Genomic DNA, 9,451 nt, shown 5'->3' with positions numbered 1-9,451 from the left:
AAATTATTATTAAATCATTTACCACGCAAACTTCACTTTTTTACCCCAAAAACCGTTGCGAAGCAAACTTTAGCTTTCTGTCTTCACATTTATGAGCAGCTTCAGAAGAGATGTTAATAAAAATTCTACGGTTTTCTGAAGACTGTCTGTCTTAGTTCGATAAGTTTGTTTTCTGTAATGGTAATAAAAAAAGCCCAATCTTTCGATTGAGCTTTTTTGGTGATCCCGCTGGGACTCGAACCCAGGACCCATACATTAAAAGTGTATTGCTCTACCAGCTGAGCTACGGAATCTTTAACCTTTCGGTTACTTTCTTCGTTTGAAGTGCTGCAAAGGTAGGAAAATATCTTTCTGCTGCAAAATATTCGACGCTTATTTTTGAATATTTTCTTTAACTATTTGTTTTTCAGAATAAAAAAATATTGTTAAAAAGGTCGTTGTAGGTCTATTGAAGGCTCTTTTTGCGTTTTGCCCGTATTATGCGGTCTGCGCCGTTGATATCTTTGAAGAGTTCTACCACGCTAAACCCCTTTTTCTTCAACAAATCTGCCGTTTCTTCTCCTAGAAACTGGTTGATTTCAAAATATAGCGTGCCTTCTTCGGCGAGGTGGTGTAAGGCAAAGTCGGCGATATGGTCATAAAATAAGAAGGGGAGCACTTTCCTCTACAAAAAGAGCAAGATGGGGCTCGTACTGTAAGACGTTGCGGTGCATTTCTTCCTTCTCTGCAGGTGTAATATAGGGAGGGTTGCTGACGATGATGTCAAAATTTTGTCTTTCGGAAAACATAAATTCCCATTCCAGGATGTCGGCCTGTATGAAGCTGACGTCCGTCTTCAGGGCTTGGGCGTTTTTCTTGGCCACAGCAATAGCTTCAGCGGAGATGTCTACTGCCCAGCTGTCCGCATTAAGGTGCTTTGCTAAGGAAAGGACAATACATCCTGTGCCGGTACCTATGTCTATAAGCTTGATGGAGGAGGCATCCCGCCAATCCCGAATGATCAAGTCCACAAGCTCTTCGGTTTCCGGACGTGGGATGAGGGTATGTTCGTTGACAAAGAATTCTTGACCGTAGAAAGGCGCTTTCCCCAAAATATGCTGAATAGGTCTTCCCATGGCAAGCTGGTCGAGGATTTGTAGCAGGCGGCTATCGATGTTTTGCGCGACGGCTTCATTTTTAAGGAGTGAAAACTCATATTTGCGAAGTCCGCCAACCTCTTCAGCAGCAAGGAAGAAGAGCTCTCTGCTCTCACCTTCGGGGTAAAGGGATGCCAAGATCTTGATGTAGGCGCTTTCTATGTCTTTCCATGTTCTTTGCATATTACAAAACTACAATATTCAAAGGCTCTTTTCTTTTAAATCTGCAAAATGTTAAGTTTGCACTATGACGGTAGATGAGCGCTATATGAAGCGGTGCCTAGATCTGGCGGTGTTAGGTGCCGGGTCTGTGAGTCCCAATCCCATGGTAGGGGCGGTGGTCGTATACGAGGATAAAATTATCGGAGAAGGTTTTACCTCTCCCTACGGAGGACCGCATGCGGAGGTAAATGCCATCCAAGAGGTGTTAACAAACTATGGAGAGGTGGAAGGGAAGGCTTTGCTTCGTCAATCTACGGTCTATGTGTCGTTAGAACCTTGTGCCCACTACGGGAAGACACCACCTTGTGCGGACATGTTAGCTTCCTTTCCGGTGAAGAAGGTGGTCATAGGCTGCTTGGATAGCTTCGACAAAGTAAATGGCAAGGGAGTTCAGATCCTCCGTGACGCCGGCATAGATGTGGAAGTAGGGGTACTGGAGGAGGAATGTAGATTTGCTAACCGCCGTTTCTTTACGCGTATCACGCAACAGCGCCCCTATGTGATTCTTAAATGGGCAGAAACAAAAAACGGCTATTTTGCTCCCAAGGCGGATCGTCAGGAATGGATCTCGCGTCCGGTGAGTAAGCAGCTGGTACATAAATGGCGCTCGGAGGAGGATGCCATCCTCGTCGGCACACGCACAGCTCTTATCGACAACCCTTCGCTGAATACGCGCCTCTGGAAAGGTAAATCGCCGAAACGCGTGCTCATAGACAAAAATCTGGAAGTGCCGGAGACATCCAAGTTGTTTTCTATCACTAACTCGGATTTAATCATTTTCAATGCGGTGAAGACCGATTGGAAAGCACACCTCAAGTATATAGAGTTGGAAAATTTTGACTTCTATCTTCCGCAAAACATATTATATCAACTGTTTCTAATGGACGTACAGTCCCTTATCATCGAGGGAGGAGCGAAGACCCTTCAGCAATTTATTGATGCTAACCTTTGGGATGAGGCACGCGTCATCACAGGTGATGTCGTTTGGGACGACGGCATTCCTTCTCCTAAGTTGCCTGTAGCCAGCAAAGAAACATTAAAAGTTGGAAGTAACGTGTTGAATATTTATATTAATAAGTAATATTCAATAAGTTAATTCTGTCGTGAAATGAGGTATCCGGAGAAGTTGCTTCATTTTATATGGCGTTACAAACTTATTAATCCCCAAAATCTTAAGACCACGGCAGGGGAGGAGCTGCAGATTCTGGACTTTGGCCAGTACAATACTGATGCCGGAGCGGACTTCGAATTTGCCAAAATTAGACTCAACGGGTCCGTCTGGGCAGGAAATGTGGAAATGCATGTGGAATCACAGGACTGGAACCGACACAACCACCAATACGATGCGCGTTACAATACGACCATACTCCATGTAGTTTGGGAAGCGGATGAGGGAGAGAAAGTGCTGCGCCAAGATGGTACCGAAATCCCTACCTTGGCAATGAAAGACTTTGTGGACCCTTCCTTGCCGGAAAGGTATATGGAACTTATGCAGCAGCAGCATCCTATTGCCTGTGCTTATAGACTGCCACAAATAGCCTCTTTTCATGTGTACAGCTGGCTGGATAGGGTGCTTATCGAGCGTTTGGAAACCAAGTCGCTACTTATCGAAGAATGGTTGGAGCAAACCGCTAACGACTGGGAGAAGGTGACCATCATTTCCTTGGCCCGCTCTTTTGGTATGGCAATAAACCAACATGCTTTTGAGCGACTGATGAAAAGTATTCCCCTCAATCTTATATACAAATATGCAGAAGAGGAAGATAAGTTGGAAGCACTGTTGTTTGGTTGTGCTGGGCTGTTGGATATGTCGGAGATGAAAGATAGTTATGCCCGCAAGCTGAAAGAGGAGTTCCAGTATCTAAAGATGCTACATCGACTGCAGCCCATGGAGAAGGAAAGCTGGAAGTTTATGCGTATGCGGCCCTATAATTTCCCGACCATCCGGTTGGCGCAGCTATGTGCACTGCTAAGACAGCGCGTAAGATGGTTCGAATATATACGGGAAAATAGTCTGGAAACCGTTATGCAGGCATGCAGAGAGGTAGAGGTAGCTTCCTATTGGAATGAACATTTTCATTTTGGGAAGGTGACCAAGGTTCATCCGGCAACGGTGACGGAAAGCTTTGTAACACATCTGGTGGTCAATACTTTTGTTCCCGTATTATTTGCCTATGGAAGGTTTTTAGGCGACGAAAGACTGAAGGATAAGGCTGTGGAATGGCTGTCGCTGCTGCCTTCAGAGGATAATAACATCATACGTAAATTCCGGGAGCTGGGCGTGCAGAGCCGCTCAGCGGGAGACGGGCAGGCCATCCTTCAGCTGTACAAATCTTACTGTGTGGTGAAACGCTGTCTCGACTGCGCCTTAGGGTACTACTGTCTCCGGTAGGCTAAACTTTCAGAATGTCGGCGATTTCGCTGGAAACCTTTTTGCAGCGCCAAGTCGGAAGGTGTCTCTCCGTTTTGGTTGCGTGCTTCTACGGATGCCCCTTGTTCTAAGAGGATGATGATAAGGTCTATATTTCCATGTTGACAAGCCAGGTGGAGAGGAGTGAATCCTCCGTGCTGTACAACATTAACGTCGGCCCCCGCTTCGATAAGCATTTTGCTTATTTCACTGTTGTTGTTGGCCAGTGCAGCATGAAGGGGATATACATTAAATCCATTCTGAGAGCATAAGTTAGGGTCGGCTTTATGGGTCAAAAGAAGTCTTACTATATCTTCTTTATTGAAGTGGGTGGCAACACCTAGCGGTGTAAAGCCATGCGATGAAAGCTCATTGACGATATCGGCTTTGTGATCAATCATCATCTGTACATGTTGAAGAAGACCTACAGCACAAGCTTCGTGGATAGTAATCGTAGTGGTAAACTTAAGGATGGTCTGTACTACATTGTCTTTGTTGTAGTAGCAAGCCAGCAGCAAAGGCGATATATCGTGGCTGGTTTTCTCCTTTAGGATCGAAGCATCTTTGTTAAGCAGATGTTCTAGGTCTAAGTGATTGCCCGTTTCAATATATTGTTCTAAAATGCTTATGCTCATGTTAGGTTTGTTTCTTTACAGCTAAGTAAGTAAAAAATCCGAAAAATTTTAGTATATGTGGATAAAATAAATACATGTGAATATGTGTTTTCTTAAAAGTTAAATGTGTTAAATGTAAGCTTGAAGGAAGAAGTTGAAAAAAGTGGCTTTATGAGCTTGTAGAGGGCTTTGTAGCGATTTTTCTACAAAATTTTTAGAATGTATTCGTTTGTTATTTTAGTTAATATTCATTTGTGTAATTTTGTTATGCCCTCCCCAGGGGCATGTTTTTCATAGGTAGATGTAGGGGTCGAATAACTCTATTCGACCCTTTTCTTTTGTGATTATGGTGATTCTTTATGATAAGCAGCAAAAATTCGTCGTTGCGGAGCTTTTTGTGTATTTTTGTTTATGCAAAAGAAGAAAATCATTGTAGCCATTACGGGTGCTTCGGGCTCCATTTATGCCAAAGTATTGTTGGATAAGCTTTCCTTGCTTCACGATCAGCTGGAGGCTGTGGGGGTGGTGATGTCCGACAATGCCAAGGATGTATGGCAATATGAGCTGGGAAATACTTCTTACAATGATTATGATTTCACGTTTTATTCAAAAACGGACTTCATGGCGCCTTTTGCCTCGGGCTCGGCACAGTATGAAAGTATGGTGGTGTGTCCTTGTTCTATGGGTACATTGGCACGTATTGCCACGGGAACCTCTTCGGACCTAACGACTAGGGCTGCCGACGTGATCTTGAAGGAGCGCCGAAAGCTGGTGTTGGTGACACGTGAGACTCCTCTTAACGCTATCCATATTCAGAATATGCTTACTGTAACACAGGCGGGAGGTATTATCTGTCCGGCATCTCCATCTTTCTATAGTCGACCAAAAACTATGGAAGAGCTTGCCGCCACAGTGGTGGACCGTGTGCTGTCTCTGCTGGACCTAAAGATAGACAGCTTCCGCTGGGGTGAAAACTCGTAGTTTAATCGTGTTTTGTTAAGAATTATCTACGCAATTTTCCTTACATTTGTCTTTTGATGATACACTCACTATATTTTGATCTATCGGGCATATTTCATGCTGAATGCTTAGGTGGAATTGCAGTTTCACATCAAAATATATCTCATTCGTATAAATCCATAATCCCAAACTTTTCAACAAAAACTACTCATGAGTACATTTTTAATTACTTCTGCTAAATTAGTTTTACCAGGACATATTTTTAATCAACAACAAGTAGATATTCTGATAAAAGACGGAGTAATTGCCGATATAAACAAAAGCATAAAAGTAGAAAATAACGTTAAGGTTATCGATGCATCAGGAGCGTGTGTGGCACCTGGATTTTTCGACCTTAACGTCAATATAGGTGAGCCGGGATACGAGACCAAAGAAGATATTGTTACGGGTACGGCGGCAGCAGCGGCGGGAGGCTTTACCGGCATTGCGGTACACCCTAATACTAATCCTCCTATACACAGCCGTGCGGAAGTGGCTTTGGTGGTAAACGCTGCCAAAGGTAATGCCGTTGATGTATATCCTATAGGAGCTATCTCCAAAAAGAGAGAGGGCAACGAGCTTGCTGAGTTGTACGACATGAAGGTGACAGGAGCCATAGCCTTCTCGGACGGCAATCGCAGTGTGCAGCAGGCCGGCCTTATGGGAAGAGCATTGTTGTATTCCAAAGGATTTGGTGGTCTTATCATTTCTTTTGCGCAGGACGAGTCGGTAGCCGGCGGCAATCAGATGAATGAAGGCGTGATGAGTACATACCTCGGCATGAAAGGTATTCCTAATCTCGCTGAATCATTGATGGTGTCGCGCGACCTCTATTTGGCTGAATATAATGACGCACCTATACATTTCACTACAATCTCTACAGCAGAATCGGTAGAGCTGATCAAAAAGGCTAAAGCCAAAGGCCTTAAGGTGACCTGCGATGTGGCGGCACATAACCTAGTATTTACGGATGAGGATGTGGTAGGCTTCGACTCTAACTATAAGGTGAGTCCTCCGCTACGTGCCAAGAAAGATGTGAAAGCGCTGTTGAAAGGTTTGAAGGATGGGGTCATCGATGCCGTAGTATCTCAACATACTCCGCAGGAGGTGGAATTCAAAAATGTAGAAGTTCCATATCGCCAAAAATGGTATCACAGGTCTTCAAACGGCATTCCCGCTGTTGTTGAAGGCAGGTCTTGATGAAGAGCAGATCGTGGAGAAGATGGCCTTGAACCCTCGTAAAATCGTAGGTCTTGAGGTGCCTAAACTAGAAAAAGGAGAAAAAGCTAATTTGGTGGTGTTTGACACTAAAGAGAAGTGGGTGTTTGACGAAACGACGAATAAGTCAAAATCCAAAAATAACCCATTGTTTGGAACAGAATTGGTGGGTAAAGTGAAGTTGATTGTAAATAACAATCAATTGATAGAAAATAATTAACATGATAGACAAAAAAGTTAACAAGGCATTGGAAGCCGGAATTGCGGCTTATGCCAAATATGAAAATATTGACAGCGCGGCTTTTGTAGCTGCAGTGAGGGAGGCTTTCCAAAAAGAAGCTCCTTTTATGGAAAAGGTGGAAGCCATGGACAAAGTCTTCGACGACTACCAAGAGTTCGAAGAAATGCGTGAAGTGGTTTTCGACCTGTTGATGATTAACTTCTTCGCCGAAGATGTCAAAAAGCTGGAAGACGACTATCTTGAATCTCCGGAATGGGAACAGATCGAAGAGGATACCATAGATCGTGGAACGGAATTACTCAATATTTTCTTATATTTAAGAGAATGTGCCGATGAATCCATCGAGCCTGAGTTGGGAGATTATCTGAAAGAGTTTCTTTTGGTGGAAGAAGATGAATTTCAAGACGAGTACCGTATCTATGAAAAAGTTATTGCAAACCAAATTTTGGTAGAGTCGGATTATTCTGAAATCGCGCGTGTGTCGAAGTCGGTGACGCCTATGGAGGAACTGTATGAGCTGTTCTATCCGTTGATGGCTTTCTTCTTCGAGCCGAATCCTTCAGCACAGCAGGTGGAAGAGTTCGCCTCACATGCTGCCAACAGGTCGTACGAAACGGCTATTTACGAAGTAATCGTTAATTTCAATAAACAATAATGACAGAATCAAAATTTACAGAAGCAGGATTTAACGCACGGTTCAACAAGACGGAAAGCACCAAATATGGAATTGTTTTGGGCGTAATCTCTTTAGTGTTGGGCATATTGGTTCTGTATATCAGTAAGGCTGTACAATCGTTTTGGGTGTTGACCGCCTTATCGTTTGGGATAAACACCATTTTGTATATGGTTATCGCCCTCTTTTTTACGTATTCTTTACGCAAAAGAAATGGGGGGGTATGGAATTTTTCCATAGCGTTGAAGTCTACATTCCTCATGCTGTTGATCTCTACGGTCATAGCTACTTTGAGCACCATGCTGTATGTGCATGTTATCAATCCGGGGATTCAGGAGGACGTGTTGCGCAATACGATAAATCTGACGATAGAGCAGATGGAGAATAGTGGCGTAGAAAATGAGGTTATAGACTCTAGGGTGGCCGCTCTGGAAGAACAAATGAATGCCATTGGCCATATCAGCTTCAAGGACGTGTTCCGTGGCTTGATGATATCTATCCTTATGCAATTTATCTTTTCCTTGATATTGGCGGCAATAACGAGAAACGAGAAATTGTTGCAAACCAATAATACGACAAACAATTAATAGTACTAGCAATATATGGATATATCGGTTGTCATACCTCTATATAATGAAGCGGAATCACTGCCGGAATTGACGGATTGGATTCGCAGGGTCATGCATGCAAATAATTTCAATTATGAGATTATTCTTGTGGATGACGGAAGTACCGATAGTTCTTGGAATATCATTACGGAGTTAAAGAAAAGTCACGACCAGATTTCAGGAATTAAGTTTCGCCGCAACTATGGTAAGTCTGCTGCCTTGAATGTAGGTTTTGCAGCTGCACAGGGCGAGGTGGTCATTACCATGGATGCCGACCTGCAAGATAGCCCGGATGAGATTCCTGAGCTCTACGATCGCGTAAAAATCAGGGAGCAGATCTGGTGTCCGGATGGAAGCAGAAGCGTTATGATCCGCCTTCGAAGACCATACCTACCAAGCTTTTCAACGCCGTAACACGTAAAGTGTCAGGTATTCATAATCTGCACGACTTCAACTGCGGGTTGAAAGCTTATAAGAAGGATGTGGTGAAAACCATAGAAGTATATGGAGAGATGCATCGCTACATTCCTGTGATTGCCAAGTGGGCAGGCTTCTCTAATATTCAGGAGCAGGTCGTGCAGCACTATCCACGCAAGTACGGCAAGACCAAGTTCGGTCCCGGAAGGTTCATCAAGGGCTTTCTGGATTTGATGTCTATTGTCTTTGTCGGCAAGTTTGGCAAAAGACCAATGCACTTTTTCGGTCCGGTAGGGGTGTTGAGCTTTATTATAGGATTTTTCATCACCATATATCTTATCGCCGACAAGCTTATCAGCATAGCCAACGGTACAGTGTACCGAAATGTGACGGATCAGCCTTTGTTCTATCTGTCTTTGCTGGCTATCATGATCGGTACCCAGCTGTTTCTTACCGGTTTTATCGCTGAATTGGTGTCCCGCAATAGTTCGGAGCGAAACAAGTATCATATCGAAAGAGTAATTTAGTTGCATGTTTTTTTCAATTATCATCCTTTATATAATAGACCGGACGAAATCAAGGAGCTGCTGCACTCTTTGTTGAGTCAGACGTACCAGGATTTTGAGGTCATTATCGTGGAGGATGGTTCTACACGACCTGCCAAGCATATCATAGAACACTATGCCGACAGATTGGATGTCAAATACTTTTTCAAAGAAAATGAGGGGCAGGGCAAGGCCCGCAACTATGGTTTTGAACGTGCCAAGGGCGACTTCTTCATTGTCTTTGATTCCGATATACTTGTACCTGCGGACTATCTGCAGAAGGTTAAGGACGCCATAGCACGTAACGGCTGGGACGCCTTTGGAGGGCCAGATGCAGCGCACGAATCTTTCTGTATTGGAGTGAAAGA

11 protein-coding genes, 1 tRNA gene and 1 pseudogene are annotated in these 9,451 nt (G+C 43.9%); 9 read left to right on the top strand and 4 right to left on the bottom strand.

All coding sequences use genetic code 11. The annotated features are described in order from the left end of the window. Positions 1-217: 217 nt before the first annotated feature. The 3 genes from SD31_RS05960 to SD31_RS05955 form a co-directional block, all read right to left on the bottom strand. Positions 218-293, bottom strand: a tRNA-Lys gene (locus SD31_RS05960). 152 nt (positions 294-445) lie between these two features. Further along, positions 446-658, bottom strand: coding sequence for a hypothetical protein (locus SD31_RS18605; RefSeq protein ID WP_231561231.1), 213 nt, complete (start codon positions 656-658; stop codon positions 446-448). Beyond that, on the bottom strand, positions 636-1,319 hold the full coding sequence (locus tag SD31_RS05955; RefSeq protein WP_231561230.1) for a N5-glutamine methyltransferase family protein: 684 nt from the start codon (positions 1,317-1,319) through the stop codon (positions 636-638). Before SD31_RS05955 ends, SD31_RS18605 begins: the two co-directional genes overlap by 23 nt. Positions 1,320-1,383: 64 nt before the next feature. Here SD31_RS05955 and ribD point away from each other — a divergent pair, with 64 nt between their 5' ends. Both ribD and SD31_RS05945 read left to right on the top strand, forming a co-directional pair. Beyond that, positions 1,384-2,439: a bifunctional diaminohydroxyphosphoribosylaminopyrimidine deaminase/5-amino-6-(5-phosphoribosylamino)uracil reductase RibD gene (gene ribD, locus SD31_RS05950; protein WP_039053455.1), complete on the top strand. Its 1,056-nt coding sequence runs from the start codon at positions 1,384-1,386 to the stop codon at positions 2,437-2,439. A 27-nt stretch (positions 2,440-2,466) separates the two neighbouring features. Further along, positions 2,467-3,750 carry a DUF2851 family protein gene (locus tag SD31_RS05945; RefSeq protein WP_039053454.1) on the top strand — a complete coding sequence of 428 codons (1,284 nt, stop codon included), beginning with the start codon at positions 2,467-2,469 and terminating at the stop codon, positions 3,748-3,750. Here SD31_RS05945 and SD31_RS05940 read toward each other — a convergent pair. Then, positions 3,735-4,403 carry an ankyrin repeat domain-containing protein gene (locus tag SD31_RS05940; RefSeq protein ID WP_231561229.1) on the bottom strand — a complete coding sequence of 223 codons (669 nt, stop codon included), beginning with the start codon at positions 4,401-4,403 and terminating at the stop codon, positions 3,735-3,737. The genes SD31_RS05945 and SD31_RS05940 overlap by 16 nt on opposite strands. 390 nt (positions 4,404-4,793) lie before the next feature. On the opposite strand from SD31_RS05940, the gene SD31_RS05935 reads away from it, so the two are divergent. The 7 genes and pseudogenes from SD31_RS05935 to SD31_RS05910 all read left to right on the top strand — a co-directional run. Beyond that, positions 4,794-5,363 (top strand): UbiX family flavin prenyltransferase, encoded by a 570-nt coding sequence (locus SD31_RS05935; RefSeq protein ID WP_039053453.1) that lies wholly within the window; start codon positions 4,794-4,796, stop codon positions 5,361-5,363. Between the two features lie 189 nt (positions 5,364-5,552). Continuing rightward, positions 5,553-6,581: a dihydroorotase gene (locus tag SD31_RS05930; RefSeq protein WP_316929789.1), complete on the top strand. Its 1,029-nt coding sequence runs from the start codon at positions 5,553-5,555 to the stop codon at positions 6,579-6,581. Continuing rightward, positions 6,562-6,819, top strand: a complete 258-nt coding sequence (locus SD31_RS20730; RefSeq protein WP_316929788.1) for an amidohydrolase family protein — start codon at positions 6,562-6,564, stop codon at positions 6,817-6,819. The genes SD31_RS05930 and SD31_RS20730 overlap by 20 nt, the downstream gene beginning before the upstream one ends. 1 nt (position 6,820) lies before the next feature. Then, entirely contained in the window at positions 6,821-7,495 is a 675-nt protein-coding gene (locus SD31_RS05925; RefSeq protein WP_156138230.1) for a hypothetical protein, read from the top strand. Next, entirely contained in the window at positions 7,495-8,100 is a 606-nt protein-coding gene (locus tag SD31_RS05920; protein WP_052258706.1) for a DUF4199 domain-containing protein, read from the top strand. The genes SD31_RS05925 and SD31_RS05920 overlap by 1 nt, the downstream gene beginning before the upstream one ends. A gap of 15 nt (positions 8,101-8,115) precedes the next feature. Beyond that, positions 8,116-9,065, top strand: a pseudogene (locus tag SD31_RS05915) (glycosyltransferase family 2 protein). Next, a partial coding sequence (locus SD31_RS05910; RefSeq protein ID WP_039053452.1) for a glycosyltransferase occupies positions 9,066-9,451 on the top strand: 386 nt, incomplete at its 3' end.

This window comes from Sphingobacterium sp. T2, assembly GCF_000814685.1.
Taxonomy (GTDB): domain Bacteria; phylum Bacteroidota; class Bacteroidia; order Sphingobacteriales; family Sphingobacteriaceae; genus Sphingobacterium; species Sphingobacterium thermophilum.
This window is presented reverse-complemented; position numbering and strand designations above follow the sequence as displayed.

What these genes read in the sequence shown, in the direction of transcription:
- SD31_RS05955 (WP_231561230.1), bottom strand. Translation starts at nt 1,319, where the DNA reads ATGCAAAGAACATGGAAAGACATAGAAAGCGCCTACATCAAGATCTTG.
- ribD (WP_039053455.1), top strand. Translation starts at nt 1,384, where the DNA reads ATGACGGTAGATGAGCGCTATATGAAGCGGTGCCTAGATCTGGCGGTG.
- SD31_RS05945 (WP_039053454.1), top strand. Translation starts at nt 2,467, where the DNA reads ATGAGGTATCCGGAGAAGTTGCTTCATTTTATATGGCGTTACAAACTT.
- SD31_RS05940 (WP_231561229.1), bottom strand. Translation starts at nt 4,403, where the DNA reads ATGAGCATAAGCATTTTAGAACAATATATTGAAACGGGCAATCACTTA.
- SD31_RS05935 (WP_039053453.1), top strand. Translation starts at nt 4,794, where the DNA reads ATGCAAAAGAAGAAAATCATTGTAGCCATTACGGGTGCTTCGGGCTCC.
- SD31_RS05930 (WP_316929789.1), top strand. Translation starts at nt 5,553, where the DNA reads ATGAGTACATTTTTAATTACTTCTGCTAAATTAGTTTTACCAGGACAT.
- SD31_RS05925 (WP_156138230.1), top strand. Translation starts at nt 6,821, where the DNA reads ATGATAGACAAAAAAGTTAACAAGGCATTGGAAGCCGGAATTGCGGCT.
- SD31_RS05920 (WP_052258706.1), top strand. Translation starts at nt 7,495, where the DNA reads ATGACAGAATCAAAATTTACAGAAGCAGGATTTAACGCACGGTTCAAC.